Annotated in this window: 24 protein-coding genes and 1 pseudogene; 22 read left to right on the top strand and 3 right to left on the bottom strand. The window is 42.0% G+C overall.

From position 1 onward, the window contains the following. Positions 1-107: 107 nt before the first annotated feature. The 10 genes and pseudogenes from KJB35_RS23475 to KJB35_RS23430 all read left to right on the top strand — a co-directional run bounded on the left by KJB35_RS23475 (position 108) and on the right by KJB35_RS23430 (position 10,502). Complete coding sequence (locus KJB35_RS23475; protein ID WP_017633753.1) at positions 108-707, top strand: hypothetical protein; 600 nt, start codon at positions 108-110, stop codon at positions 705-707. A gap of 9 nt (positions 708-716) precedes the next feature. After that, on the top strand, positions 717-2,210 hold the full coding sequence (locus KJB35_RS23470) for a type VI secretion system-associated FHA domain protein (protein WP_213869178.1): 1,494 nt from the start codon (positions 717-719) through the stop codon (positions 2,208-2,210). Continuing rightward, the gene (tssJ, locus tag KJB35_RS23465) at positions 2,203-2,703 is read left to right on the top strand and encodes a type VI secretion system lipoprotein TssJ (RefSeq protein ID WP_005386118.1); all 501 of its coding nucleotides are present in this window, start codon (positions 2,203-2,205) and stop codon (positions 2,701-2,703) included. The genes KJB35_RS23470 and tssJ overlap by 8 nt, the downstream gene beginning before the upstream one ends. 11 nt (positions 2,704-2,714) lie before the next feature. Beyond that, entirely contained in the window at positions 2,715-4,040 is a 1,326-nt protein-coding gene (tssK, locus tag KJB35_RS23460; RefSeq protein ID WP_005373357.1) for a type VI secretion system baseplate subunit TssK, read from the top strand. Further along, the gene (icmH, locus tag KJB35_RS23455; RefSeq protein WP_005373354.1) at positions 4,037-4,828 is read left to right on the top strand and encodes a type IVB secretion system protein IcmH/DotU; all 792 of its coding nucleotides are present in this window, start codon (positions 4,037-4,039) and stop codon (positions 4,826-4,828) included. Before tssK ends, icmH begins: the two co-directional genes overlap by 4 nt. A 147-nt stretch (positions 4,829-4,975) precedes the next feature. Next, positions 4,976-5,423: pseudogene (locus KJB35_RS28460) on the top strand (DUF4150 domain-containing protein); the annotation flags it as partial. A 1,022-nt stretch (positions 5,424-6,445) separates the two neighbouring features. Further along, positions 6,446-8,602 carry a hypothetical protein gene (locus KJB35_RS23445; RefSeq protein ID WP_005373349.1) on the top strand — a complete coding sequence of 719 codons (2,157 nt, stop codon included), beginning with the start codon at positions 6,446-6,448 and terminating at the stop codon, positions 8,600-8,602. After that, positions 8,595-9,353, top strand: coding sequence for a hypothetical protein (locus tag KJB35_RS23440; protein WP_213907709.1), 759 nt, complete (start codon positions 8,595-8,597; stop codon positions 9,351-9,353). The genes KJB35_RS23445 and KJB35_RS23440 overlap by 8 nt, the downstream gene beginning before the upstream one ends. Before the next feature lie 31 nt (positions 9,354-9,384). After that, on the top strand, positions 9,385-9,888 hold the full coding sequence (locus KJB35_RS23435; protein ID WP_005373343.1) for a hypothetical protein: 504 nt from the start codon (positions 9,385-9,387) through the stop codon (positions 9,886-9,888). 203 nt (positions 9,889-10,091) lie between these two features. Beyond that, a complete protein-coding gene (locus KJB35_RS23430) occupies positions 10,092-10,502 on the top strand; it encodes a hypothetical protein (protein ID WP_054577796.1) in 411 nt (136 codons plus the stop codon). A 114-nt stretch (positions 10,503-10,616) separates the two neighbouring features. On the opposite strand, the gene KJB35_RS23425 is transcribed toward KJB35_RS23430, so the two are convergent. After that, complete coding sequence (locus tag KJB35_RS23425) at positions 10,617-11,753, bottom strand: multidrug effflux MFS transporter (protein ID WP_054577797.1); 1,137 nt, start codon at positions 11,751-11,753, stop codon at positions 10,617-10,619. A gap of 99 nt (positions 11,754-11,852) precedes the next feature. On the opposite strand from KJB35_RS23425, the gene KJB35_RS23420 reads away from it, so the two are divergent. Next, positions 11,853-12,626 carry a helix-turn-helix domain-containing protein gene (locus KJB35_RS23420; RefSeq protein ID WP_017820362.1) on the top strand — a complete coding sequence of 258 codons (774 nt, stop codon included), beginning with the start codon at positions 11,853-11,855 and terminating at the stop codon, positions 12,624-12,626. A gap of 90 nt (positions 12,627-12,716) precedes the next feature. Here the strand turns inward: KJB35_RS23420 and KJB35_RS23415 are convergent, their stop codons facing one another. Then, on the bottom strand, positions 12,717-13,625 hold the full coding sequence (locus tag KJB35_RS23415; protein WP_005373334.1) for a LysR family transcriptional regulator: 909 nt from the start codon (positions 13,623-13,625) through the stop codon (positions 12,717-12,719). A 135-nt stretch (positions 13,626-13,760) separates the two neighbouring features. On the opposite strand from KJB35_RS23415, the gene KJB35_RS23410 reads away from it, so the two are divergent. The 9 genes from KJB35_RS23410 (at position 13,761) to mnhG (ending at position 21,827) form a co-directional block, all read left to right on the top strand. Continuing rightward, the gene (locus KJB35_RS23410; RefSeq protein WP_005373333.1) at positions 13,761-14,480 is read left to right on the top strand and encodes an SDR family oxidoreductase; all 720 of its coding nucleotides are present in this window, start codon (positions 13,761-13,763) and stop codon (positions 14,478-14,480) included. Between the two features lie 393 nt (positions 14,481-14,873). Continuing rightward, complete coding sequence (locus tag KJB35_RS23405) at positions 14,874-15,809, top strand: universal stress protein (protein WP_005373330.1); 936 nt, start codon at positions 14,874-14,876, stop codon at positions 15,807-15,809. A gap of 109 nt (positions 15,810-15,918) precedes the next feature. Further along, positions 15,919-16,110: a hypothetical protein gene (locus KJB35_RS23400; RefSeq protein ID WP_005373328.1), complete on the top strand. Its 192-nt coding sequence runs from the start codon at positions 15,919-15,921 to the stop codon at positions 16,108-16,110. Positions 16,111-16,274: 164 nt separating this feature from the next. Next, a complete protein-coding gene (mbhE, locus tag KJB35_RS23395; RefSeq protein WP_017820361.1) occupies positions 16,275-18,944 on the top strand; it encodes a hydrogen gas-evolving membrane-bound hydrogenase subunit E in 2,670 nt (889 codons plus the stop codon). Further along, a complete protein-coding gene (locus tag KJB35_RS23390; RefSeq protein ID WP_017633704.1) occupies positions 18,944-19,297 on the top strand; it encodes a Na+/H+ antiporter subunit C in 354 nt (117 codons plus the stop codon). The genes mbhE and KJB35_RS23390 overlap by 1 nt, the downstream gene beginning before the upstream one ends. Then, a complete protein-coding gene (locus tag KJB35_RS23385; protein ID WP_213907707.1) occupies positions 19,294-20,790 on the top strand; it encodes a proton-conducting transporter membrane subunit in 1,497 nt (498 codons plus the stop codon). The genes KJB35_RS23390 and KJB35_RS23385 overlap by 4 nt, the downstream gene beginning before the upstream one ends. Further along, positions 20,787-21,263: a Na+/H+ antiporter subunit E gene (locus KJB35_RS23380; RefSeq protein ID WP_054865529.1), complete on the top strand. Its 477-nt coding sequence runs from the start codon at positions 20,787-20,789 to the stop codon at positions 21,261-21,263. The genes KJB35_RS23385 and KJB35_RS23380 overlap by 4 nt, the downstream gene beginning before the upstream one ends. Then, positions 21,256-21,534 carry a cation:proton antiporter gene (locus KJB35_RS23375; protein ID WP_005373317.1) on the top strand — a complete coding sequence of 93 codons (279 nt, stop codon included), beginning with the start codon at positions 21,256-21,258 and terminating at the stop codon, positions 21,532-21,534. The genes KJB35_RS23380 and KJB35_RS23375 overlap by 8 nt, the downstream gene beginning before the upstream one ends. Next, positions 21,534-21,827 (top strand): monovalent cation/H(+) antiporter subunit G, encoded by a 294-nt coding sequence (gene mnhG, locus KJB35_RS23370; protein WP_054865530.1) that lies wholly within the window; start codon positions 21,534-21,536, stop codon positions 21,825-21,827. Before KJB35_RS23375 ends, mnhG begins: the two co-directional genes overlap by 1 nt. A gap of 19 nt (positions 21,828-21,846) precedes the next feature. Here mnhG and KJB35_RS23365 read toward each other — a convergent pair whose 3' ends face one another. After that, positions 21,847-22,554 (bottom strand): GntR family transcriptional regulator, encoded by a 708-nt coding sequence (locus tag KJB35_RS23365; protein ID WP_053307578.1) that lies wholly within the window; start codon positions 22,552-22,554, stop codon positions 21,847-21,849. Positions 22,555-22,734: 180 nt separating this feature from the next. On the opposite strand from KJB35_RS23365, the gene KJB35_RS23360 reads away from it, so the two are divergent. After that, positions 22,735-24,063 carry a 6-phospho-alpha-glucosidase gene (locus tag KJB35_RS23360; RefSeq protein ID WP_151515680.1) on the top strand — a complete coding sequence of 443 codons (1,329 nt, stop codon included), beginning with the start codon at positions 22,735-22,737 and terminating at the stop codon, positions 24,061-24,063. Between the two features lie 55 nt (positions 24,064-24,118). Continuing rightward, positions 24,119-25,669, top strand: a complete 1,551-nt coding sequence (locus KJB35_RS23355; RefSeq protein WP_017633701.1) for an alpha-glucoside-specific PTS transporter subunit IIBC — start codon at positions 24,119-24,121, stop codon at positions 25,667-25,669. Positions 25,670-25,757 lie beyond the last annotated feature (88 nt).

The following is a 25,757-nucleotide window of genomic DNA, read 5'->3' as shown; positions in this document are numbered from 1 at the left end:
GTTGAAATGTATTAAATTATAGGTGTTTTTTTAGGCTTATTGAAAAAGAGAATATAATTGATATCTTTCGCCTCTAAGTAGAATATCGGTTTTCCTAGAGGGACGAAATGCTAAAACCAAGTCAAATTGGGCTGATTTCAGCCATGTGTCTATTTTCTTCTGTTGCAATGGCAAAAGGGGAGCGATATGGACTCTCTACCAGTATGTTGACTATCGATAGCATTAAATACGATGAAGGTAAAAGTGGTGAGCAGGATACGCTTAGGTTCGGCTTGGTTCATACTCGTCCTATTGATGAAAACAATAACCGTTGGCGTTGGTGGTTAGGGCTAAACTATCTAGCAGAAGATATTGAAGCGCCAGCAAACGGCTTATATCAAGAAGCGACGAACTATGAACTTCGTGTTGTTCCTCAATATGCGTTGACTTCTTGGAGTGTTTTCACGCCATACGTTGGTGCGGGCTTGTCTGTCGGTTACTCGCAATATTCTAATCGCTGGCAAGTAGACCAAGAGGGCTATCGTTATGAGAGTGTTGAAGACATCGACCAGTTTGAGTTAGGTGCGGTTGTGACCCTTGGTACTGCTATAAAGTTAGGCAGTAATCCTGACGCCCATATACAAATTATCCCGCAGGCCTCTTATATCCTTCCGGTTGTAAATGATGGAATTGGTGGGCTTGAACTATCAGTTTCTTTGCTCTTTTGAGGTTCGTAAATGTACTCAAATCAGCTAGTTTTATTTATCTCAAAGTGCCCAGAGGAATACACCGGTGCAAAGCATATTGAAATGCCTGAAAGTGGTGGTTCGATAGGTCGTTCCCCAAGCTGTAGCGTGTCTTTAGCCGATCACAACCGCTTTATATCGGGCACTCATTGTTTGCTCAGCGTGTATGGAGATACCTACTATATAAGTGACGTATCAACTAACGGCACAATGGTAAATGGGAATAAAATACTAAAAAATCAACCCGTTGCGATAGTTGATGGTGACATCATTTCTTTAGGGCAATATGAGATTGGTGTTTCTCTTGAGCACGTTACCTCAACACTAGACATCGCCGCTGATATTGCTCCTGAGCGAGTATCTAGCGATCCTCTGGTTAGTCTAGGAGATGCGGTTGTCGAAGAGGAAGAAAAAGTCGGTGCCTTAGAAGATTTGTTTATGGAGACTAAACAGGATGACATTGATTGTCATGATCCTGTTGCTCACCTGAACTTTTCGATGCAGCGAGATGACGATTACTTAATTCGTGATAATGAGCGTACAGAATCTGAACAACCTAGAACCGTGGAAAGCACACGTCAGGTGGTCGATGACAGTTTCAGTATATATTCCGAATTTGATCAACCAAGCCTAATCCCTGAAGACTGGATGGCTGAGGAAACCAAGAGTAACGCATCAGTCAATGATGCATTAGCGCCAGAAAGCGGTAAGGCACATAGAGCCGATATTGCCTCAGCTGAGGTGATGCAACCTGGCACAGTAGCCCCAGATAGCACGATTCAAAGACAACATCGTACGCATAATGTTACTGAGATGGTCGTAGAGCAGGCTAATACAGGGTCAAAATGGGAAGAGATGACCCAATCTTTTACGCCTTCTCCTAACACTAATCAGCAACTTCAAATACCTACGGCAGAGAATGCGATAAACACTACGACGAAAGCACAAGTCGATGCTGATGCGGCCGTTTGCTCTCAAGATATAGCGCAAGCGTTTTTTGATGGTTTGGGTATTCGAAATCCAGAGTTGATGACAAACGAGGCGCAGTTATTCAAGCAAATGGGCACTTGCTTGCGTTTGTGTATTGATAACCTACAGAAAGAGTTGCACGAAGTGGAATCGTTAAAAGATGAGCAGAGTGCGAGTGAGGCTAACTCGAACATCGCAGAGCTAATGCTCACTTTGAATAGTCAGCAATTACTGGCTCCAAATGAACTGGTTGAACAAATGCTCGATGAGTTGAACGACCACCAAGTTATGTTTAACAAAGCACTGAATGAGCTCGTTTTAGAACAGTCAGAAACGAACGATCCCGTAGCATTTGCTAACAGGGTCGCTAGCCAGTCTTTGTTCTCAACTAAGTCAAAGCTGTGGGCCGAATACCTAGATTTCTACACTAATAATCGTCGCCTGCTTAATGAAACATCCTTAAAAGGGCTGATTAAGAAAAACTATAACAAAGTGATTAAGGGAAACCATGCGTAGTATCGCCGTATTACTCGGATTTGCCATGTTGTCCGGTTGTTCCATGTGGGATCAATTTAAAGAGTCCACAGGTATCACACCAGAAACTTCGTCGATTGAATTGGTTATTGAGGCATCACCTGTACTCAATGTGAGAAATGGGGGCCAGTCATCTCCAGTTATTCTCCGTCTTCACGAATTAAGTTCGCCAGTATTGTTCCGAAGCTTAGATTTCTTTGCCTTGTTTGAGAGCGATAAAGCGTCGTTGGGTGATGAGTACATCAAACGTTACGAATATCAAATACAGCCAGGTGGAAAAGTTCATGAAATGCTAACGCTAGACCCTGACACTCGTGCCGTCGGTTTTTCAGTGGCTTTTCGTGATATTGATGGTTCGTCATGGCGAAAAGTGGAAGTTATTGAAGAGAAGAGCGAGTACTACATCAAGCTCAAGTTAGAGGGCAGTGAGTTAATTTCTGATAACACTCGCGGCATTGAACAGGTTTACTTTTAAGGGATAGAAACATGTCTTTATACAATCCAGTTGTTTGGCAAGATGGAATGTTCATGAAGCCGCAGCATTTTCAACAACTCGATCGTTCGCAAAGTAAACTATCGAGCCTACTGAGTGCCAATGCATCGCCTTTGCATTGGGGAATTAAACGTTTAGAAATCAACTCTCAGTTACTAGCACTGGGTAAAATCGGTATTACTCGTGCTGAAGGTATTTTACAAGACCGGACACCATTTGAGCTTCCGTTGCTTGCCGAGCTGCCTGAAGTGAAAGATGTAGATCCTTCTATTGCCGATAAAGTCGTTTATTTGTGCTGTCCGTTACCATCGGAACGTTCTGAGTTGTTTGGTACCAAAAAAGACGGTGCGCGCTATACGATGGAATCTCAAGAAGCGGTTGACGCTTGTTATGATTCGGAAGACATGGCAAATATCGTCGTCGGTAAGCTTAACTTTTGCTTAATGTACGATCATGAAGATAAGAGTGCTTACACGTCTATTCCGATCTTAAAGATCTCAGAAGTGAAGCCTGATGGCAGCGTGATCTTAGATGATAGTTTCATTCCTACCTGTATCGATATTCATGCGTCGACAGTACTGAGTAAATTTGCGACCGAGTTTGCTTCTATGTTGAAGCATCGCGCGGAATCGATAGTTCAGCGATTAGGGGTGGTGGATCAACAAGGTGTATCATCGGTTTCTGACTTTATGCTATTGCAAGCGCTCAACCGATACGAACCCTTGTTTTGGCATTTCGCCAGCACAGAAGCTGTGCATCCTGAGTCTTTGTATCGAATTCTTCTTCAGGCAGAAGGTGAGCTTTCGACGCTGTGCTCAACGACACGCCGACCTATTGAGTTTACGAAGTACAATCATGGTGATCTTACTAGCTGTCTTTCTCGCGTCCTAGACAGTGCGAAAATGACATTGAGCGTGATGTCTGAGCAAAGAGCAATTCCACTGACCTTAAAAGATCAGAACTATGGCATCAGAACGGCAGCAATCCCTGACAATAAGATCATCGATACGACGACCTTTATCCTCGCAGTTAAAGCTGACGTGACCTTGGATGTCCTGCATACCCAGTTTGTCAGCCAAACGAAGATCGGTTCTATCGATAACATACGTGACTTGATTAACCTTCAACTGCCTGGGATTGAGATCAAACCAATGCCAGTTGTGCCACGCGCGCTGCCGTATCACGCTGGCTACACCTATTTCGAGCTCGATAAAACGGGCGAAGAGTGGATGGCATTGAAGAACACTGCTGCGATTGCGATTCACGTTGCGGGCGATTTCGCTAACTTATCATTGCAACTTTGGGCCGTTCGTCTATGAGTTACGCAGAAACCGACGTCACCGTAGTCTTATTCCAACCAGAGCCTGGCAAACCAATGGAGGTAATGCCAGCGCCTGACTTGTCGAGAAACATCGCAGTACAAGATCTATCTATCGATAACATGGGTATTAACCCGCTAGTGGACCAGTTCTCATGGTTGATCGCCAGTCTGTCTTGTATGTCTTCGATCCCTTGGCTTGATGACCCGATGCCATTTCGTGAACAAGTGGCACGTGAGATTCGAAAAGGTGAACGAAAACTTAATGAAATGGAGCTCGATCGTGCTTCGGTTCTTGTTATTCGTTACTGCTTGTGTGCGGCGATTGATGAATCTGTTTGTCGGCAAGAATGGGGAGCAAATAGTCACTGGAGCCAGAACAGCTTACTGTCTGAATTCCATAACGAAACATCTGGTGGTGACAAGTTTTTCGTTATTCTCGACCGCTTAAAAGCCGACCCTCGCAAATACCGTCACGTTATAGAGTTTCTCTATTTATTGCTTCAACTTGGTTTCCAAGGCAAGTACGGCCGTGAAGAGCGTGGCAACGAAAAGTTAGCGGAAATTGGCAGCACCATTTATCGATTAGTGCGAGATGACCGCCTAGCAGAACAAGAAAAAGTTTCTTTAATCAACCTTAAAGCTAAATATCTAAAGAAGCCGTTAAAAAGGGTAATTTCACCCAAGCTGATCTTAAGTCTTAGTGCGATGACGTTTGCGCTTATGTATGCGGCAACCTACATCGTCATAGACTTAAAATTTCAGCAACTGCTTGAAATGTATAGATAACCAGAGATCTAAAATGAGATCTTCTGCCAGTTTTAGGGCTTATTGTGAATATCACTGGTCTTTTAGTGAAATTCACTAGTTATTTAGAGAGATTGCAGTTTGCGATCTCTTTTATCATTCAATCAATAAAATTCAAATGGATTGGTTATGGGCGTAACAGTTGGTGCGAATGGACTTTCGATAGTTCATAAAGGCTCAGGTGGTGAAGCGAATGCAACGCTCCCAGATGTTTGTTTAACTAAGGTCGGCAAGCCAGTCGTCCCTATCCCTTATGGCAACAATGCTAAATCAGCAGACCTTGCTGGTGGGACTACGACAGTCTCTATGGATGGCGGTAACAGTGTCGCTATCAAGGGCAGTACGTTCTCAAAAAGTACCGGCGATGCGGGCGGTGACAGAAAAGGCGTTTCCTCTGGCACGATAGAAGCTGAAGCAAAATTCATTTCAGCCTCACCAACGGTTAAATTTGAAGGTAAGGGCGTATGTCGCCTGTCCGATCAAATGACCATGAACAAAGCCAACACTGTGTGTCTTGGCGGCGCACAAAACCCATCGGTTTCTGTGACTGAAGAGCAGGAAGGGACGTATACGCTGGATATAGAATGCAAATATCCAAATGGGCTCCCTTACTCTAATGCACAATTTTCTTTAGTCGAACCTTCAGGTGCTGTCATTGGGAGTGGAGTGCTGGATTCTAGCGGAAAAGCATCTGTTAATGGTCTCGCTCTAAAAGAATGCAGGTTAGTGCTCAGCGAAACTCAAGACTCTTACACCCCGAACCAATCTTTAGCTGAAAATATTGTTACGGAAACTTACCCTGATCCGAATGATTTTTGTACGTTTGTAGCAGGTCGCCGCTCGCCATTTTGGGAAGATCGTGTTGGGGTTGCTAATGACTGGGGCATATTGATGTCCCCATCCTTCAGTGATGATGACTTTAAAGATATTGTGTTAGAGCAAAGCCGTATATCGTCTCCTTATGCGATTAGTCAAAATCACTCTAAAGATTTTTCTGATGCTTATGTTTCGGCACTTTATCACATCCAAACTGATACTACTGCGCTAGAGAAATATGAACCTTTAGTTGAACTGCTCTTGGAGCAAGTGCACGAAAATGGCGATATATTGAGAGTCTTATATCAAGCTGATGTGTTTGAGCCTCCCTATGAATTATTAGCGAAGCTTCGCTTTTTAGGGACTGGGAATACTGTGAAGTATTTGCAGTTTGTTTTATGGACGTTGATAAACAATCAAATCTGTTCATACATCGATGAGCTAAACAGTGAAATCATCGGTCGTTTAGATTTCATACAAAGCCAAGCTTCTGCAAGATCGTTGAGTTCTGTTGAAGAGGGTATAAACGGTTATAAAAAAGCACTTAACCACTTCAAACAAGCACTTCCTGACGTCATTAGCCAAATTTTCGAAACCAAAAATGACACCCTAATTTCTATATCGGCAATGGCCCTTGGGAGTACCGTTAACATAGCGAGCCAATCTAGCTTTGCTACTAATTTAGGTAGGGTTAATGCGGTGGTGTACACGAAGTCAAACAACTTGAACCGCCCATCATTTGTCACTTTTGACGATAACTTTTCTGACTAGGACATTTAAATCATGGATGCAGTTTTTCCGATAGCGCAACGAGAAGGTGACGCTTACTACACGCTCAGTGATTTTACGAAATTGTTTGATCAAGCTAAGAGCGGTCGTTATTTAATAGGACAAGGGTACGGTTGGCATAGTGGCATTCACTTAACATCAAAAATGTTACCGTGGGGGAAAGGGCTCAGACCTATTCAAGCGATGCTTGATGGAAAAATAGTGGCATTTCGCATAAATCCTGATTACCTAACATCAACGTACCAAGAGCAAGAGTTTAAGTATAGTAATAACTTTGTGCTTATCGAGCATGAGGCTGTAAACCCCGAAGATAATGAAGATGTATTTAAGTTCTATACACTTTATATGCACCTTGCGCCACCTTCAGATATTGGCGCCAATTCATCTATAACCACGCGTTACCGTTTACAAGAAGCGAGAAATGTACGCACTTTCAAACATAGTGATGTGCCTACTAATTCTGGTGAAAAAAAACAGTCGATGTCTAAAGGAACATTACTTGAATACCTGTATGCAGAAGAGAAGGAGACCCATCCATACCAGATCGACAAAAATACCTACAAAATGATAAAGTGCCGTGTGGTAGAGAATGGTAAATCGGCAAGTGGTAGCGAAAAAGCACTGTTAAACAAGATTGTTTGGTTTGCTTCGGGTCTCAATAGTGACTTTGACATTTTAGAAGATTCCTCTGCTGTCCTATCAGAACCAGTTTCAGAACCTAAATGGATGTCGGACAAGGCGGCAATGATTAGGGACGGTAGTGTGGTTTCTTTACTCCCACTCCTATTTAGAGAGGGGATAAAGGTTTCAGCTGGGGAAGATATCGGTTACATGGGACTGCATGAGTACAGTAACGATGCAATTGGAACTAAGAAAGAAGATAATCGTGTGCATATCGAGATGTTCTCTTTTGAGGAGCCGCCCGAATTTTTCAAAAAACAGATTTCTCCCAAAAATGCGGAAGAAAATCCACTTGTTGTTCTCGATGGGGCCGATAGTAGCGGTGCCGTTGATATGAGTAATTCGTTTATTCAGCAATTACTTGAATCTGTGACAGAAGATCAAGTAACGGACTTCTCCTCGTTCACTGCTCGCGATGCCAAAGTATACTTAGACGGTAAGCGTAAACACTTTGAGCGATTTATTGTGAAACATCCTACAGATTGGCATACAGAGTCGTCACAAAGTCTTTATGAATCAATCCATCAGACCGCAAAGGAAGCTCTAGATATTAAGTGCTCCGCTGGTTTTGTGACTATAGAGGACTACCGTAACTCCCCATGGCGCGATCAAGTGATGGATAGCTTTGATCTTTTCTCGCAATTCGAACTGGAAAGAGCAGATAAGTTTTCATGGATGCAAGATTTACATGGTGATTTGCAACTAAGCGATGATAAGAGCCTTTGGCATTATTGGCCTTTTGTAGGAAATCACACCCAAAGTAAATGTTTCTGTAATCGTGATATTTCCAAGAGTTTTTTACTTGAAGTCTTAGGTGGAAAAGAAACTATTTTTGAGAACTCTCATTATGACAGTATGAGAAATGTTTCTTTAGATGAGTTATTAAATAGCTTGAATGACATGTTTAGGACGTATGAAATCGATGATTGTTTGAATAAAATCCACTTTCTGTCTCAAGCATTTCAAGAAAGTGATTTTTTCAAAACGACGGAAGAGTACTATTATAACGGGAAATATCCAGAGAAATGGAATAAGTACAGAGGTGGTGCATTCTATCATGGACGTGGTTTATTACAGATAACACATATAGAAAACTATGCTAAATACTTTGGTGTGAATACTAAAGATCTTACAAAAGAAATGATAGAAAGCGTTGCTAAAGATTTACACACGGCAGTAGATTCTTCAGGGTGGTTTTGGGTAAAAGGTAGTGCTTGGGGAGATATTCGTCCATTCGCTACCAAGAATGATCTATTTCGTGTAACGATCTCAGTAAATGGTGGTTACAATCATTTGTTAGAGAGAAAAAATAACTTATTAAAACTTTCAAAGTTGATTAATTGTAATTCAATATCCGATAACTATGACTTTAGTAAGTTTTATCTTAAGGATAGTTCAATGATCAATAAAAATTACTATAAAAGAAGTAAGAGTGTACATCACAAGCTGGAGTTAATGATAAATGAATAAAATGATTACATTTAGTTTAATCTTTTTATCAACATATTCTTTTGCGGAAAGCAGTATTACGCAAGAGCAAAAATTCACAGAGGCTGAGGGGCCTTTTTGTCAATATTCTCTAAAAGCAAATGGAACTTCATATGATTTTAGCTTTTTTGACTCATGTGGCACAAGCGATTTAATTAAATTGAATGAAGAGCTTTATTTGGTTGACTTGACTAATGGTAATATAAATAGCGAAGCATACTTTATTTTTGACACAGAAAAAAAAGAAGTTCCAAAAGAGATTGGTAGTTTGAACCTTAGTTATGACATTTACGATTATGGTTTTGATATTATCGATCATACATTATTGGACAGAGATAATGGTAAAATAATAAAAAACGCTAATAATAATTATACTGGCGTGTTGTCTTACATTTTCCAGAGAGATAATTTTAATATGAATATACCTAAAGATAGGATTTTGTATTGGAATAGAAATGGAGAAGAGAATTATTGTTCTTCTACAATAGTTTTTTCTGCTAATTATGACGAACATAGGCGAGATGTTTGCTGGAATAGTTTTTCATCAAGATATGAATATGTTGAGATTATTAAAGGTAGAGTAAGTTTAAGGATAAAGGGAGAGTTTGATGGAAGGCAGTTTAAGTTTGATAATAATGGTGAAGAACTGACGATTAATCCATATAATGGAAAGTATAGTACTAACAAAACCAACGAAAAATTCCCTGATGAAGACTATTTTAATATAAAGTGAATATATTGTTTTTATTTTTAATGTAGTTGAAATGCTTAAATTCAATGAAATTTATAAATCAATTGTGATGGTCGGGTTTTCATTTATTGTGTCGTTTTCAAATTTTGTAAGTGCAAGCTGCAACCAAAATTCTGTCATATTTACGTGTGATTTAGAAAATAAAGGTGGCAGTTTGAAAGCTTGCTTTAATCAAGCTGAGAATTCGATGTACTTCGTTGTTGACGAAAATGGGTTGAAAACAGTTTATGCCCCACGAAAGGGGAAGAGTTTAGATAACTATAAATGGATAGATATTTCTCTTGAAGAACCTGAATTCATTCCTTTGAAATTTGAAGTAAATGAAAACAAGAATGCGTACTTTTCATTGACTAGAGGTGGTGGACGGTTGAGTGTCGTTGCTAGCTTCGTTGACATGATTGAAGATGAAAATGCTGTTGAGTACTACTGTGAATTGGGAACTGAAACAGCTCTGGATCCCAACGTTAGATTAAAAATAAAACACGTAAAGCCTAATGAGTTTGAAGCTTGGGGTTAAATAGCAATAGATTCCGGTGAGAGCCTAAATAAAATTCATTGTAATAAAAAGTTAGCTTTTCTAGAAAATCTACTCGAGACGTTTGGATAAGAAATGTTCAGATAAAAAGCGCCGAAAGGCGCTTTTTATTTTCTTTAAAATAAAGTATGGTCTCCCTCCTTTTAAAATGGTAAGTGTTGAATAATTATACAGTGGTTAGGTAAATGAATAAAATAACTAAACTCGCTTTGGCTTTGTCCGTATTGACATCTGTTGTTGGGTGTCAACTGGTCTCAAATACGCCGATGCAATCGACAGCAACGAAGGAAATAATTGAAAAAGCAAAGGCAGAGTTTGATGGACAACGTTTTTATAAGTTGAATGAATATGATGAAGAAATCAACGTTTCAGATGACGGGGTCATTACCTTCAAGTCTTACTTACCACGCAGTGGCGGCTATGAATGGGTACCAATTGTTATACGCGATACTAGTTTTCGTGTTTCTTGCGATTATTTCAGTGAATATGTTGAAGCTGGAATGGTTGTTCAGGTTCAGTTTGTAGGTAAACGCGGGCGCATTGAAAATTACGACAAGCAACGTTGTGAAGAGTACGGTGAGCCAACATGGCAATAAGATCTATGGATAATTAAAGCGCCGACAGGCGCTTTTTATTTACGTTTTAGTTAACCGTTAGAAAAGATGTAGACCAATCTTCGGAAGATTAGGCAAGCAATGCGTAGTATCTGGTCACAAGTTGGTATGAACTTGCCTTTTAGAAAACGCTAATAAAATCGCTAAACAGCTACATGATAATAGAACGACACCTAAGTTTTGTACTGTTCCAGCCATCGCTAATCCCGTCCCGATCATGATGTAGTACATGAGCCCAAATAAAGCGCCTGCGCTGCCAACCTGTTGTTTATAATTAACGAGTGCATCACTGAGTATGTTGGGTATCGCAATCCCGTAAGACATGACGACTAACACCATTGGAGCAACAAACCAGATTGATTGGTTCAGAATCAACACACCGACTGATCCAACGCTAATCAATATTGCTGAGAACCAAAGTAGCTGGCTTTTTTGAACATTTTTGGACACTAGGGATTTGTTTAAATAACTCCCAAGCAGAGTGCCTAACCCCAGTACCATGCCACTGTATCCAAATTGTTCGGAGTTATACCCAAGTGCTGAGAAAGTAAATGCGCCAAGCTGGTAATAAGAAAATAGAGCAATGTTATACAAAGCAACCAGTAATCCTGAGCGCCAAATTCGCGCGTCTCTTACCATTTTCCAGCTAAGTTGATGCAACCGTACTGGTGTCTGTTCCTTCTGTGTTTCAGGAAGCTTAATAACGTTATAAGCGAACAATACTAACGCGATTAAAAACAAGGCAAAAAATACATAACGGTATCCACCAAGCGCTGTAAGCTGCCCGCCTAATAGCATGCCAACTACCGGGCTGATTGATATACCCATCCCCATTAAGCTGAAGACTTTACTCAGTTCTTGACCGTCAAACGCGTCACGAAGCATGGTCTGTGTGACAACGGATCCTACCGCGATACCAAATGCGCTTAGGGCTCGCGCGGCCATGACAACAGCAAAGCTTTCGGTTTGAGTTGCGAGTAAAGATGCGCAACCATAGATAAAGAGCCCAATAAGCATGGTGGGCCTTCTTCCCAGTTTATCTGCGAGAACTCCCCAAACTACAACGCCAATGGCAAAAGCTAGGAAGTAAATCGACAATGTTTGGGCTGCTTGTGCGTGGTTTACATCAAATGATAGAGCGATTGAGCTCAACGCTGGGCTATAGATGGTTTCTACAATTTGCGGAAACATCAACATAACCAGCATGAGCCATAAAGAGGGCTTAGTATTCATATTGTTACCCATCGTTAATGAAGTTGGCGGGCAGTATAAATGAGGCTATGATTGATCTAATAACAACATAAAAACCAAATACATCAATATTCGGACAAAATGGCGCTTATTAACGAAAAAACACAATTTGATGCAGACAAGATTACTAATTATGTAGTGGGAATTGCTGCGGATATTGGCAAGCACGACTCAGGTATGCATATGCACAAGAAAGGGCAGTTATTGTACGCACCTCAAGGTTGTATGAGTTTTGCTCTGGAAGACTCGATTTGTATTTTGCCACCGACAAAGGCGGTTTGGATCCCACCTAATACGCCGCATCGTGCACTAATGACGAATGTGGTGGCGTATCGATCTTTGTATTTTGATTGTGAGGAGTTTGCCTGTCCGAGTAAGATCGCGATGATAGAAGTGAATAATTTACTCCAAGCTCTTATTGATAAAATGTCATTTTGGGAGTGGGATAAGCCTAGCAGCGAGATGGTAAATACGACGGCGCTTTTTTGGGAGGAGTTTTATGCTGCGAAACGTTATTCGTTTCAGTTGCCTTTGCCATCGCATCGGCGCTTAACAACGTTTCGTCGAGAGTTGGTTGAACCTTCATTTCTAGCTCCTTCGCTTACTACTCTTGCAAGCAAAGTTGGGGCAAGCACCAAGACGGTAACACGATTATTTAAGTCGGAAACGGGTATGAATTATCAAGATTGGCGGCAACAGTGGAGGCTTTTAAAAGCAGTTGAATTGTTATCAACGGGCATGCCAGTCAGCGCAGTTGCCGATTGGCTGGAGTTTTCGTCAGACAGTGCATTTATTGCATTTTTCAAAAAGCAAACTGGACAAACACCTCTGACGTTTATGAAAACCAAGCCTTAAGAGTCAAAATGCTCACACTCTTTCTAGAACAACCCCCAGGTTCACAGGCTCAGCCTATAAAGCATACATAGACAGGTACCAACGTGCAGGTTACTTGTCTTTACTCTGCAGTTTGCGAAAGTATTGCGTGGTAAAATCAACAAAGGCTCGGATGCGTTTTGGTTGATGTCGGTCGTGATGATAAAGGAGTGAAAATTCCACACTCGGAATGCTCCAATTGGTAAACACTTCTTTTAGCTTGCCTGTCTGGAGTTCTTGTTGACAATAAAGTGCTGGCACACGGATGATGCCATTTCCCGCCAAGGCTGCTTTTATCATTACTCTGCCACTCTTACATCGTAACTGTCCACGTATCTGGTGTTCCGTTGACTGCTTTGTATTCGTGTTCTCAAATGCCCACCGTGTCACACTACCTGTCAAACAAACGTGTTTTTCTAAGTCCTTTGGATGCGAAGGATAGCCATATGTTTCTAAATAGTTTGGGCTTGCGTATGTCCCCATTTCCACATCGATCAGTTTGCGAGCGATAAAGTTGGAGTCGTCTAACTTTCCCATTCGAAAAGCGATATCGAATTCATCCGCGATTAAATCGACACGATGGCTACTAAAATCTAAGTTAATGCTCACTTGTGGGTGTTGGATTAGAAACTGAGCAACGATATCTGCGACAACGTCTTCTCCTAAATAGCCCCCCACACAGTTGATACGAATGTCACCTCTTAAGTCTTCTACATCATCAACCACTGCCATAACAGCTTGATCAATATTGTGAAGGGCAGTTTCACACTGTTTATACAGAACCTTGCCTGCTTCGGTGAGGTTCAGTGTTCGAGTGGTCCTTTGTAGCAAAGTGACACCAATCTGTTGCTCCAGATTTGTTATTTGACGTGAAACGTGTGAGCGAGAAACGCCAAGTTGCTCTGCTGCTTTCGTGAAGTTTCCTAGTTGAGCGATTAGGACGAAAGAGCGAATATCCGCAAGGTTGATGTGTGTTTGCATGATGATTTCTTCATAATTCAAAAAAGTATTGTTGCAGTATAACAACAGTGTTTCAACTAGGTCGGTATATATCAACAAACAAAGTTTTCTTAAACTTACCGCCACTGATGTAAACCGTTCGATTAAGGATTCAAAATGAAAAAGTTAATTGTTATTACAGGCGCTAGTTCAGGCATTGGTGAAGCGATTGCACGTCACTTCAGTGAACAGGGCCATGCTCTTCTTTTGTTAGCAAGACGTGTAGAACGTTTGGAAGCATTAAACTTACCAAATACGCTTTGTGAAAAGGTAGATGTGACCGACAAAGCTTCTTTTGAGGCTGCAATTGAGAAAGCTGAAGCGTTGTATGGTCCGGTAGATGCACTTGTAAATAACGCAGGCGTTATGCTTCTAGGTCAGATAGATACTCAGGAAGCATCGGAGTGGAAGCGCATGTTTGATGTGAACGTAATTGGTTTGCTCAATGGCATGCAGTCCGTCCTAGCACCTATGAAAGCACGTAACAGTGGTACGATCATTAACATCAGCTCTATCGCGGGCAAGAAAACATTCCCTGATCATGCTGCTTATTGCGGTACCAAATTTGCGGTTCATGCTATTTCTGAAAACGTACGTGAAGAAGTTGCGTCATCGAATGTTCGCGTTACGACGATTGCACCTGGTGCAGTGGAAACGGAATTACTTTCACATACAACGTCTCAAGATATTAAAGATGGTTATGACGCCTGGAAGGTGGATATGGGCGGCGTGTTGGCAGCAGACGACATTGCACGAGCAGTGCTGTTTGCTTATCAGCAACCGCAAGGTGTATGTGTTCGTGAAATTGCTTTGGCACCGACAAAACAACAACCTTAACATTGAGTTACGGCGATTTTAGGTCACTAAAGCCGTAAAACTTTGCATATCGATTCGTGATTGAGATGGCATCTTTAAACTAAGTTGCGTGAAAATTTAGGTCATCCATTTAAATCCGGACACTAAGTGTGTTATTGCTTATACCCAAGTTACTCAAGGTGAGAAAAAACTTTGAGTAATTTGGGTTTTTATTTGGTCTCAATTTTAGGTAGCGGAATTTATTTAGGTCGAAGGCGATAGTTGTGAAGAAAGGAGAGTGTGACGTAAAACAAAATGAAGCAATATCCGTCTCTTAATGAGAATTGATTTCATCAACGTCACAAGCCGTTACAATTATCCGTTAGGTATTATACTTTGTGGATGGTTAATATTTAACCAAACAAGGAGGTGTGTATGAAACGATTCGCAAACATACTTTTTGCAACACAAGGATTGCCAGGCCATAGTGACGCCCTCGAACAAGCGATGAGGATTGCATCTAGCAACAAAGTGCCTGTCTCAGGGCTAATAGCGTGTCCTGATTTCCCAACAGACATGATCCAGTATCAGCAAAGTTATGAGCAATCGCTGCAAGACTCCCTCAAACAAAGTATTCACGAATACAGACAGAAGCTGGGACTCTCTGAAGAGGATCTCGCATTTCCTCTTACTGTGAAAAGCAGTGAAAAGCCCGCTGTCTGTATTATTCAAGAAGCATTAGCTGATAACAAAGATCTCATCATCAAAGAAGCTGAACCGCTCGGTGAAGGTGCTGAGGGTTTCAAAGCTATTGATATGACTCTGTTACGAAAATGCCCTTGTCCGCTTTGGTTGCACCGACCAATTGATAAGCCAAGAGATAAGCGCCGTGTTGCTGTGGCTATCGACCCATTAACGGCAAGCGATGAACAGCACTCATTAGCCGTGCGTTTACTCGAATTATCGCGTTCGATAGCCGACACCTGCGATAGTCGTTTACACGTGATTTCTTGCTGGGAGTATTACTTAGAAAACTACCTTAATGGTAACGCTTGGATTCAAGTCGATGATGCTGAGTTGAAACATGAACTCGACAAAGCAAAAGCCGATCATAAACAAGCTCTGCAACAGCTGTTGGAGGAGTCTGGGATTACAGGTGAAATTGTGATTCACCACCTGCATGGAAAACCCGACGAAAAGATTCCAGATTACGTAGAGAGTATTGAGGTAGACGTGCTGGTAATGGGAACCTTAGCGAGAACTGGTATATCTGGCTATGTCATTGGTAATACGGCTGAAAATATTTTGCAATCGATTAACTGTAGTTTGGTCGCTCTTAAGCCCGATGGCTTTGTCTCACCGATTCAGTAATTGGGGTGTAACAAAGTTGGGTTTAAGTGATGTTTTAGGTAAAGGAGGGAGATGGATCTCTAGAACATGGAATTATCAATGTATCAATAAGTTATCAGAGGAGAGTGACATGAAAAACCTATGCCCGAAATGCCACACAGAAATGATAGAACGTTCGAATGTTTATGTTTGTCCGAGAAATGATATCGGTGACTGCACCTACGATGCATTCGAGTTAGCTGATGACGATAATCCATATACATTCAGCCAAGAACACGTAAGTAGTGACCTACGTTCTTATGCCGTAGCAGACAGCAAATAGCGGTTTGTATCGGCGTTCCTCTAAGTAGCACTCAGTGATTACTGTTTGCTACTTTTCCCTTGGTTTCATGATCGTTTTTGAAGCGCTTGGGTTAAAACAATACAGTGGAGTTTGTCATTTGCGCCGAATAGGGCGTACCTTCTTATAATAACGAATGGGCTGCGATGTTGAATAACATAACGGGTAAAGAAAACCTGCCGAAAAACCTAGATAATCAGTTGGTCTTACTGATTTTCCCTGCGCTGCCAGTTTTAATCTTCTCTTTTCTCTTCTATATCTATACTCCTGCAGGCGTGAGCTGGAATGCGGAATGGATACCAAGCCTCGATATCAACCTTAGCTTTAGATTAGATGGTCTTTCATTTCTTTTTGCGGGACTGATCAGTGGGATTGGCGCACTGATTCAAATCTACGCTTTGGCTTATTTACGAGAAAGTGATAGCCGGTTTTCCTTTCATTTGTATCTAACCCTATTCATGCTTGCCATGCTAGGGATTGTGATGAGCGATAACATTCTGTTGTTATTTGTTTTCTGGGAACTCACCACCATCACTTCTTATTTACTGATCGGGTTTAATCACGAAAATAAAACGTCTCGGAAAAACGCCTTGCAGTCGCTGATTGTTACTGGTGCTGGTGGACTAGCGTTGCTAGCTGGTCTTATCTTGCTGGGAGCAATGGCAGGGAGTTATGAGCTAAATACCATTATCGAGCAGGCAGACACTATTGCGCAGCATGAATGGTTTATCCCATCTCTAGTGCTCATACTACTCGGTGCATTTACTAAATCTGCGCAATTCCCGTTTCATTTTTGGCTACCTAACGCGATGGCAGCTCCCACTCCGGTCAGTGCGTATTTACACTCGGCAACAATGGTAAAGGCAGGCATTTACCTATTAGCACGTTTATCGCCAGTTTATGCCCACAGCGAGATCTGGTTTTATGCTTTAGTCATCACTGGGAGTATCACGGCCATTTGGTGCACATTTGTCGCATTAAAACAAACTGACTTGAAGCTGATGCTAGCCTACAGCACGAATGTTGCTTTGGGTAAATTAACATTATTACTAGGTATGGGCACAGATTTGGCCGTTAGTGCAGTATTGATGTTTATTCTCGCTCACTCTTTCTATAAAGCTGCGCTGTTTATGGTGGTGGGTAATATCGACAAAGCGACAGGAACACGAGATATTGATCAATTGTACGGCCTGAAGTCAGTTCTCGTCATCAGCATGGTTGCGGGGAGTTTGGCTGCATTGTCTAAAGCGGGGTTCCCGCCGTTGTTAGGCTTTTTGAGCAAAGAATACATGTACAAGTCCGCAGTAGAGCTCAATAACTGGATCGCCTTTGTACTTTTAATCGTGAATATACTGATGGTCGCGCTAACCATTATGCTTATTGCGAGACCATTCTTTGCTCGCCGTGATCTCGTGCCGATTGAAACTAAGCCAGTTGAGACAAAAAAAGCCATGTGGATCTCGCCTTTGCTCTTGGCAGTTGGCAGCCTCCTAGTTCCGTTATTCGGTTTGAATTGGTTAGATCGCAATATTATTTTTCCGGGCTCTGCTGACATTCTGCCCACAGCAACTCTTAAAGAGACATCACTATGGCATGGCGTGAATGTACCGTTAGTGTTAAGCGTTATTACGCTAGCGTTGGGGTATGTGGTGTACCGTGTTTATCCTACTGTGTCTGCATTTTTTCAGCGGCTACATCTATTCGTCCCCAAAGCGGAGAATATTTTTGAACGACTATTAGATGGCATGATGACAGTGGCGAAGTGGCAAACGGCGCGGTTACAGCAAAAGAAATTGAGTCGCTATGTCCTATTATTTTTCACGGTACTTGCCGTTGCGTTACTGAGTCAGGTAGCGCTTATTCCTCTGCCTTTGGTTGGCGAACTTTCAAGTGTCACTTTCTATGAGATTGGTATTGCATTATTGTTGATTGGTGCTGCGCTCGTATGTACGTTGTCCCACGCAAGACTTCTTGCGATTTCTGCGCTTGGTATGATTGGCTTCATGACCACGCTTGTTTTTATGATTTATAGCGCCCCGGACGTTGCGAAGACTTTACTGTTAGTGGAAACATTAATGGTGGTCTTTCTTGCATTGTTAATGCGTCATATGCCACGTCTAACCACCGTGCCTAAGCATTCAATAAAACGTAAAGTAGCGAATATTTGCATAGCAGGTGTGATAGGTGTTTCGGTTACTTTACTTTTGTTAGGAATCACGTCTCAGCCGATGGACTCTTCGGTGTCAGATTTCTTTGCAGAAAACAGTGTCCCGGGTGGACATGGGCGAAACATTGTTAACGTTATTCTGGTCGACTTTCGCGCATTTGATACATTGGGAGAAGTTGTTGTCGTTGTTATTGCAGGGATTGCTGCAGTGAGTTTGCTTAAGACAAGAGCGAAAAAGCAAAATCGTATCCAATCATTAATTTTTGCAACCACGGCACACATTGTTTCGGCACTCATGCTCGTATTTTCAGTGTATCTGTTGTTACGTGGTCATAACGAACCGGGTGGTGGCTTTATTGGTGCGTTGATTGCCGTTATTGGTTTATCACTTCTCATGTTCGCGGAATCACCGAAATACGTTCGTTCTAGGTTGTATTTCAAACCGTTTCTCATTGCGTTATCTGGCATCGCATTGAGCTTAGTTTCTGGTGCTTTGAGCTTTGCGTTTGATAAACCGTTTTTGACCGGACTGTGGTGGAAAGACGTGATACCACTAGGGACGCCATTGGTTTTTGATGTTGGTGTTTACCTTGCCGTTATAGGTGGCGTGATGGGTATGCTGCTTCGTATTAATGAGGAGCTAGAGTGATGGAAATAGTCTGGAGTGTTGTCGTTGGAGTATTTGTCGCAGCAGGTGTTTATTTAATGCTTGAAAAGCATATCTTGCGCCTTTTGTTCGGCATCATGTTACTCAGTAGTGCGGTTAACCTTGCTATTTTTACCGCTGGAAGGCTGACGCCCGGAGAGCCGCCATTGATTGGCGATAATGCTCTTTTACCACCAGATAGCGCGGCAAATCCTTTACCTCAAGCGCTTATCTTAACTGCGATAGTCATCGGTTTTGGACTACTTATTTTTGCTTTAATGCTGTTCTATCGAGCTTATAAAGACACTGGAACTGCAAACGTCGATGAAATGCAACGTTCTGAGGAGGGTCAATGAGTTCGATTTTGCTTACGTTACCGGCTGTTCTCTCGCTGAGTACGGCGTTGACTATCTTCTTCGTCCGTCGCTCAACAAAAAGTGTTGAGTGGTTGAGCGGTGTAAGTGCGACTTCGAACCTTTTCGTTGCGGGCTTTCTCACAGAAAACATCATAAGTAATGGTATTCAAGCCGTTGCTTTTGGTCAGTGGAGTGCGCCATTTGGTATCGTGTTTGTCGCAGATTACCTCAGCGTTGCTATGGTGATGATAACGGCGGTGATTGGTGCGATATGTGTTTTCTACGCGATGGCGGACCTTCACCGAAAGCCCTCCTATAGCAATTACCATGCGTTAATGCACGTGTTGCTTGCTGGCGTTTATGGTGCTTTCCTGACTGGAGATATTTTTAATCTGTATGTTTGGTTTGAGGTCATGCTCATTTCATCATTTGGTTTAATGGTGTTAGATGCAACGAAAACTCAAGTTGATGGTGCAGTAAAGTACGTGATGTTGAACCTGATTTCGACGCTGGTATTTTTGCTTGCTATCGGCTTGTTGTATGGCGCAACGGGCACCTTGAACTTGGCCGATCTCTACACCAAAGTAGGGGAAAATGAATTGAGCATCAACATGATGCTGTCCGCGCTATTTTTGTTTGCCTTTTCTATTAAAGCGGCACTCTTTCCTTTATTTGCTTGGTTGCCAGCTTCTTATCACACGTTACCAAGCGGTGTGGTGGCACTGTTTGCCGCGTTGCTTACTAAAGTCGGTGTATACGCGTTGATAAGAGTCTTCACCTTAGTATTTCCGCTCGCCGAGAGTGGCTGGCAACCGACGTTAATTTGGGTCGCAGGGCTAACCATGTTAACGGGCGTTTTAGGAGCGGCTAGCCAATTCGACATTAAGAAAATTCTTTCTTTTCATATTATTAGCCAAATAGGCTATATGATCATGGGGTTGGCTATTTACACTCCCTTAGCTTTAGCCGGTGCCATTTTCTACATTGTTCATCACATCATTGTAAAAGCGAATTTGTTCTTAATAGGTGGATTCATCGAGCGCAAATATGGCTCTAGTCAACTTGAACATTTGGGTGGGGTATATAAAGCTATGCCTTGGTTGGCGTTCTTGTTTCTTGTGCCTGCGTTTTCTCTGGCCGGTTTTCCACCGCTATCGGGTTTCTGGGGAAAGCTATTGGTCATCAAGTCGAGCATACAGGCTGAATATTACTGGTTAGCAGGTACCGCGTTATTGGTGGGGTTGCTTACTGTCTACTCGATGACGAAAATTTGGAGTGAGGCATTTTGGAAAAAGCCATTTAGAGAGAAGCCAGAACAGACTCTGCAGGCCAAAGTACATTGGTTGTACTGCGTTCCAATTATTGTATTGACGACGTTGACGCTAATCATTGGCTTAGTGGCGGAGCCTTTTTATCAATTTTCCGTTCAAGCTGCAGAACAACTGTTAAATCCGACTGAATACATCAGAGTGGTGTTAGGAGGAAATACATGATCTATCTATTCCTCAATTTTTTCTTAGCGTTAGCGTGGATGATGCTTAATGGCAGCTATTCGAGTCTGAATTTTGTTGTCGGATTTACGGTCGGTTTTTTTGCTTTAAGGTTGAGTCAACCATTTGGATTGAAAACGAGCTATTTTCAACGTTTTGCATCTGCATTGAAGTTATTGATGTACTTCGCTTATGAAATGGTTATATCGGTTGCGAAAGTGGTGTGGGACGTTGTGACACCTACTCATTTGAGTCAGCCTGATATCGTTTATGTCCCTCTGGAGGTCGATTCTGATCTAGAAATCTCATTACTGGCGAACATGGTTTCTTTAACACCGGGCACGCTTAGTTTGGATGTTACGGCTGATAAAAAGTATCTTATCGTTCATGCCATGTTTGCACCTGAACATGAAGAGGTTATTCGCGGAATTAAAGATGGGTTAGAGCATCGAATTTTGGAGGTGACGCGTGGATAGTTGGCTGCAAATAACGGTCACTTTTGCCTATTCTGGGCTACTACTCAGCTTTGTTATGGCTTTTGCTCGTTTAATTCTAGGACCAACGCTAGCTGATCGAGTTGTGGCGTTAGATCTGATTTCATTTATCACTATCGGATTTATTACGGTTTACACCTTAGACAGCGGTGAGGACGCTCTGTTAGATATCGCCATTACATTAGGTTTGGTTGCATTTCTCGGCACGATCGCATTTGCACGTTTGATCGTTAAAAGAAAGGAGAAAGAATAATGGACGTGTTGATTGGACTATTTTTATGCTTAGGAACATTGTTGACCTTGATTGCAAGTCTAGGTGTTCTGAGGCTTCCGGATTTGTATACCCGAATGCATGCAGCGACCAAAGCTGGGACCGTCGGAGTGAGCTGCTTGTTATTAGCGGTCGCTTTCTCACTCCCTGAAGTTACCGTGATCTCTCGGGTTATGGGTACGATGTTGTTTATCGTTCTCACTGCGCCAGTCGCCTCCCACCTGCTCGGCAGAGCAATGCGAGAGGTCGGATATAAGATTTGGCGCAATGATTAACCATTAGCGTCGAATAGTACTACGTCCTAGTTGAAATAAACTCGAAGCTGTATTGATGAAGTCGGAAGTAATTGACGGTATATTCAAATGCACGACCATCTTCTAGGTAACCAGTGGACTCAACTTTTAGAATAGGGGAAGCTTCTGATTCATTCAGGTATGAGGCCGTCTCTGCATCTAACAAGTACGGTTTGACAGACTGACTGCTTTTCGCAATTTTCAATCCTTTGCTATTTTCAATGTACTCATATTTAGAACCATTCATTATGGCTATGCTCAAGTCTGGAAATAACATTGCTGGCATATGAGTGACTTCGTAAATTTCAGGCTCATCATTAATACATCTGAGTCTATGTATTTCATATGTATCATCATTGGGCGAGAGATTTAACTGCTTAGCAACCTGCTCATTCGGCTTTTTAAGTTCGAACTTTATGACTTGAGAGCTAGGCGTTTTCCCCTGTTTACTGACTTCCTCGATAAAACCCAGCAAATGTAAGGCATCATGTTGGGCTTTTAGATCGTTTACATAAGTTCCACTACCTCTTGTCCGACTAATTAAATTATTGTCGACCAGAATTTGTAAGCTTTTTCTGATGGTTACGCGGCTTACGGAAAACTCTTCTTGCAAATCACTCTCTTTTGGAAGCATCGATTTCGGTTGTAGTTCCCCATCTTTGATCTTTTTTTCTAATCGTTCCGCAATGTCTATGTATTTGGGTTTCATAATACCTCGCTAAGTCTTGGATCATGATAGCAAGAATGTGATCTGAGATGTAGTTAATACTTTTCCTTAGGATCTTTGTGTGATTTTTATCTCGTATCTTTGTGCTTATACTTTAAATGTATCATAAAAGTATTAATACTTATTTTATACATTTTCAGGATAAACATTTGAGGTAGCGAAATGAAACGTCAAAAATTAACGATTGTTGGTGCTGGCAGTACATACACACTTGGTATGATGAACAGCCTTATTGCCGAAAAAGATAACTTTCCACTCGCAAAAGTCGTGTTTTACGACATAGATGAGAAACGCCAAGAGTCGAATGCATTAGCTACTGAAATTCTATTGCGAGAACACTATCCAGAAGTTGAAGAGTTTGTTTATACAACGGATAAATCTGTCGCATTCGCAGATTCGGACTTTTTCTTTATCCAGATCCGCACTGGTGGGTTGGCCATGCGCGAGCGCGATGAACAAATCCCGCTATCCAACTCTTGTGTTGGGCAAGAGACATGTGGCGCGGGAGGAATGGCATATGGACTTCGCTCTATCGGCGACATGATCCAGCTAGTGAACGAGATCCGACAAACGTGTCCAGATGCGTGGATTCTTAATTACACCAACCCGGCGGCAATTGTCGCTGAAGCTTTAAATCGTGAATTTCCGCATGATAAGCGAATTCTAAATATTTGTGATATGCCAGCAGCGATTATGGTCAGCTATGCGCAATTGTTAGGGTGTGAAATTTGGGACTTTGTTCCTGAATATTTTGGGCTTAATCACTATGGCTGGTTTACCAAAATTCGTAACAAACAGGGTGAAGACTTAACGGATAAAATTAAAAATATCATCCTAAAAGAAGGGATCAGTGCGGTTGATGCGGAAATAGCGGATGACCCATCGTGGCAAGCCACATTCAAAAACATGAGAACAATGCTTGCTGATAATCCAGAGTTTTTGCCGAATACGTATCTTCAATACTATTTGTACCCTGAAAAAATGGTGGTGAAAGAGGATATCAATAATACTCGCGCAAGGCAGGTAATTAACGGCCGTGAGAAACGAGTGTTCGAATTGAACGCAAGAATAATTGAAGCGGGCACCACGAAGCACGAAACACTGCATGCCGATATCCATGGTCGATACATGGTGAGAGTCGCGGCTTCGCTAGCCTACAACTTGAGCGATGTGTATCTCGTCATCGTACCGAATAATGGTGCTATTACAAATTTACAAAATGACGCCATGGTAGAAGTTCCAGCTGCGCTAACTAGTGATGGACCGAAAGCTTTTACTGTAGGAAAAATCCCAACCTTCCAAAAAGCCATGATTGAAAGCCAACTTGGTTACGAGAAATTAGTCGTGGATGCTTGGTACGAAGGAAGTCAGCAAAAGCTGATTAATGCACTCACACTTAACCGTACCGTGGTTAATGTGCCAAAAGCTAAAGAAATAACAAAACAATTACTAGAAGAAAATAAAGCCTACCTTCCTCAATTTTTTCAATAACAACTGGACGTTCGGGGCCTACTTGTAGGCTCCGTGAATGAAACAAGAGGTTTATATGAAAGACATTATTCAAAGGTTCGGGGCCGCGATGTTTGTTCCCGTTCTATTATTTCCAGCAGCGGGCATGTTATTGGGTTTCTCTGTTGTGCTGTTAAATCAAGAAGTGTTTCCTTGGGCACTAGAGGGGAGTGCTTGGGTTAAAGTCTCGACGATCATTTTACAGGCATCTCTCGCTGTATTTAAAAATATGGCACTTATTTTTGCCGTTGGGTTACCTATCGCTTTAGCTAAAAAAGCATCTGGTCGCGCTGTACTTGCAACACTCGTTTCCTACATTACGTTTAACTACGTTATTGGTGGAATCCTTCAATTTTGGGGACCAGAACTGGGCGTGAACTATACGGAAGGTGAGCGAGGTTTGACTGAAGTTGGTGGCATTCTAACGCTTGATACCAACTTGCTAGGTGCCATTTTAATTGCAAGTCTCTCTGTTTGGGTTCACAACCGATTCTTTGATAAAAAGCTACCGGATTGGGCGGCTGTATTTGGCGGAACGCCATTGGTTGTGATCATTAGTTTCCCCATTATGGTCGTGATGGCAATTCTAACTTGTTTGACTTGGCCAAGTATTCAGCATGGTATTAACAATCTGCAATCATTTTTGGTTTCTGCTGGATCGTTAGGGGTATGGCTATTTACGTTTTTAGAGCGAATCATGATACCAACGGGGTTGCATCATTTCGTATATGGTCCCGTTTTTTATGGGCCAGTTGCAGTCGATGGCGGAACGGTTGCCTATTGGATTCAAAATATACAGACATTCGCCCAGAGCTCGGAAAGTTTAACGACACAATTTCCTCAGGGTGGTTTGATGTTGACGGGAATGGGTAAAGTGTTTGGTTGTACGGGTATCGCACTAGCACTCTATTCAGTTGCGAAAAAAGAAAATAAAAAGATGGTGATGGGGTTAGTGCTCGGAGCCGCAATCACAGCAATTCTTACAGGGATCACCGAACCAATAGAGTTTACATTCTTATTTATCGCACCTGCGCTGTTTGCTTTGCATGCGTTGTTATCTGCGACAATGGCAACGATCGCCTTTATGTTTGGTGTTTCCGGTAACTTTCAGACTGGCTTGATAGACTTCATTTTCCAAAACTGGTTGCCTTTGGCTGGTAACCATGCAGGAACATACGTGATTCAGATTATTATTGGTCTCATGTTTACTGGTGTCTACTTTGTTACGTTTCGCGCGCTTATTTTAAAATACAACATACTTACTCCGGGACGTGAAGGTGCAGATAGTAAGTTGTATTCCAAAGCTGACTACAAAGAAGCGAAAGCGGTCCATAACAGTAGCGCAAGTCCGTCACAAGCTAGTGCCTTTATTGAAGGTTTGGGTGGAAAAGAAAACATTGAATTGTTAACTAATTGCGCGACGCGTCTGCGTGTTAAAGTTAAAGATGTCTCTCTGGTAAAGGAGAACGCATTTTTCACACAGCACGGAGCGGTGAATATTGTTAGAAATCAAGAGAGCCTTCAAATCATCGTTGGTTTAACGGTGCCACAAGTTCGCGAAGATATGAGCCAACTGATAAAAGCTTAACCCCCAAACTAATGCTCCAGCTCATATGGCTCAAAGGTGAGATAGAATTATCTCACCTTTTTTGTGCACATGAAGCATATTTCGCTCA

It is taken from the genome of Vibrio sp. D431a, assembly GCF_030248655.1.
GTDB lineage: Bacteria > Pseudomonadota > Gammaproteobacteria > Enterobacterales > Vibrionaceae > Vibrio > Vibrio alginolyticus.
This window is presented reverse-complemented; position numbering and strand designations above follow the sequence as displayed.

Bases quoted from the DNA above. Each gene is read 5' to 3' on its own strand.
- KJB35_RS23475 (WP_017633753.1), top strand. From the start codon at position 108: ATGCTAAAACCAAGTCAAATTGGGCTGATTTCAGCCATGTGTCTATTT.
- KJB35_RS23470 (WP_213869178.1), top strand. From the start codon at position 717: ATGTACTCAAATCAGCTAGTTTTATTTATCTCAAAGTGCCCAGAGGAA.
- tssJ (WP_005386118.1), top strand. From the start codon at position 2,203: ATGCGTAGTATCGCCGTATTACTCGGATTTGCCATGTTGTCCGGTTGT.
- tssK (WP_005373357.1), top strand. From the start codon at position 2,715: ATGTCTTTATACAATCCAGTTGTTTGGCAAGATGGAATGTTCATGAAG.
- icmH (WP_005373354.1), top strand. From the start codon at position 4,037: ATGAGTTACGCAGAAACCGACGTCACCGTAGTCTTATTCCAACCAGAG.
- KJB35_RS23445 (WP_005373349.1), top strand. From the start codon at position 6,446: ATGGATGCAGTTTTTCCGATAGCGCAACGAGAAGGTGACGCTTACTAC.
- KJB35_RS23440 (WP_213907709.1), top strand. From the start codon at position 8,595: ATGAATAAAATGATTACATTTAGTTTAATCTTTTTATCAACATATTCT.
- KJB35_RS23435 (WP_005373343.1), top strand. From the start codon at position 9,385: ATGCTTAAATTCAATGAAATTTATAAATCAATTGTGATGGTCGGGTTT.
- KJB35_RS23430 (WP_054577796.1), top strand. From the start codon at position 10,092: ATGAATAAAATAACTAAACTCGCTTTGGCTTTGTCCGTATTGACATCT.
- KJB35_RS23425 (WP_054577797.1), bottom strand. From the start codon at position 11,753: ATGAATACTAAGCCCTCTTTATGGCTCATGCTGGTTATGTTGATGTTT.
- KJB35_RS23420 (WP_017820362.1), top strand. From the start codon at position 11,853: ATGGCGCTTATTAACGAAAAAACACAATTTGATGCAGACAAGATTACT.
- KJB35_RS23415 (WP_005373334.1), bottom strand. From the start codon at position 13,625: ATGCAAACACACATCAACCTTGCGGATATTCGCTCTTTCGTCCTAATC.
- KJB35_RS23410 (WP_005373333.1), top strand. From the start codon at position 13,761: ATGAAAAAGTTAATTGTTATTACAGGCGCTAGTTCAGGCATTGGTGAA.
- KJB35_RS23405 (WP_005373330.1), top strand. From the start codon at position 14,874: ATGAAACGATTCGCAAACATACTTTTTGCAACACAAGGATTGCCAGGC.
- KJB35_RS23400 (WP_005373328.1), top strand. From the start codon at position 15,919: ATGAAAAACCTATGCCCGAAATGCCACACAGAAATGATAGAACGTTCG.
- mbhE (WP_017820361.1), top strand. From the start codon at position 16,275: ATGTTGAATAACATAACGGGTAAAGAAAACCTGCCGAAAAACCTAGAT.
- KJB35_RS23390 (WP_017633704.1), top strand. From the start codon at position 18,944: ATGGAAATAGTCTGGAGTGTTGTCGTTGGAGTATTTGTCGCAGCAGGT.
- KJB35_RS23385 (WP_213907707.1), top strand. From the start codon at position 19,294: ATGAGTTCGATTTTGCTTACGTTACCGGCTGTTCTCTCGCTGAGTACG.
- KJB35_RS23380 (WP_054865529.1), top strand. From the start codon at position 20,787: ATGATCTATCTATTCCTCAATTTTTTCTTAGCGTTAGCGTGGATGATG.
- mnhG (WP_054865530.1), top strand. From the start codon at position 21,534: ATGGACGTGTTGATTGGACTATTTTTATGCTTAGGAACATTGTTGACC.
- KJB35_RS23365 (WP_053307578.1), bottom strand. From the start codon at position 22,554: ATGAAACCCAAATACATAGACATTGCGGAACGATTAGAAAAAAAGATC.
- KJB35_RS23360 (WP_151515680.1), top strand. From the start codon at position 22,735: ATGAAACGTCAAAAATTAACGATTGTTGGTGCTGGCAGTACATACACA.
- KJB35_RS23355 (WP_017633701.1), top strand. From the start codon at position 24,119: ATGAAAGACATTATTCAAAGGTTCGGGGCCGCGATGTTTGTTCCCGTT.